General features: G+C 51.3%; 1 protein-coding gene. It reads left to right on the top strand.

What is annotated here, in order from left to right; translation table 11 throughout:
* Window positions 1-1,172: thrombospondin type 3 repeat-containing protein (locus ATN88_RS16380; RefSeq protein ID WP_198158399.1), on the top strand; the 1,172-nt coding region annotated here is incomplete at both ends.

The following is a 1,172-nucleotide window of genomic DNA, read 5'->3' as shown; positions in this document are numbered from 1 at the left end:
TGCAGACGTTAACGGCAACGGTGTCGATGATCGCGCGGAAGACTCTGATGGCGACGGTATCTCCAATCCAAACGACGAGGATGACGATAACGACGGCACCTTAGATATCTATGATGCCTTCCCGTTTGATCCGAACGAAGACACAGACACCGACGGTGATGGTGTGGGCGACAATGCGGATGCCTTCCCAACGGATGACAGTGAGACCAAAGACACTGATGGTGACGGTGTGGGTGATAACGCGGATATCTTCCCTGAGGATGCGTCTGAAACCAAAGACACTGACGGTGATGGCGTGGGTGATAACGCGGATGTCTTCCCGAATGACGCGACAGAAACCAAAGACGCCGACAACGACGGCATTGGTGATAACGCAGATATTGACCGTGACAACGATGGTTTGTCTGACGAGCTAGAGCTTCGCACTGAGGCTGAGATTGTAGATTGGCCCGTACTCTATGGTTCAAGCTTCAGTAACGGTGAACTGTCTGCAAATGGCGGTACATGGCGTTACCAAGCGAACTCAGCGCGATTCTCTGAATACGGTTACAGCGACAACTACCGTTTGAACTTCAAAGTGGTCTCATTGGGTGCTAATAACATGTTTGGCTTGGGCAACGTTGAGAGTGGTGCCTACTACTCCGACATTGATTACGCCTTCTACATTGTTAACTCCTATCTGTACCTCTATGAGAGCGGTTCGTACATCACCAACTTTGGCAGTGGCAGTGTTGCGGTCGGGGATGTGCTGTCGATTGAAGTGAACAACGGCAACATTACTTACCGTCGCAACGATGATGTGCTGCGTGAAACCACTTACAGTGGTGATACGCCAGATTTCTACGTCGACTCAAGCTTCTACAACGGGGCTATTCGTCTGACGGATATTAAGCTGACACCAGCATCAGGTTCGGGCTTCGCAGTGGATGCTGACAATGATGGCGTAGCGAACGATCTGGATTTGGATTCAGATAACGACACCATCCCAGATGTGGTGGAAGCGGGTCTTGCCGACGCCGATGGCGACTTGATGGTTGATCAAAACAACCTGCAAGGCACAGTGAACCCAGCACCAGACACTGATAACGACGGCATCCCCGATTACCTCGACCTCGAAAGTAACAACCCAGAGAACGACGGTACTGCTTTCGACATGCACGGCTATGACTTCG

Origin of the sequence: Enterovibrio coralii (assembly GCF_001559595.1) — a bacterium.
Classification (GTDB): Bacteria; Pseudomonadota; Gammaproteobacteria; order Enterobacterales; family Vibrionaceae; genus Enterovibrio; species Enterovibrio coralii.
The sequence above is the reverse complement of the archived record's forward strand: the minus strand, read 5'-3'. Positions and strand labels throughout refer to the sequence as shown.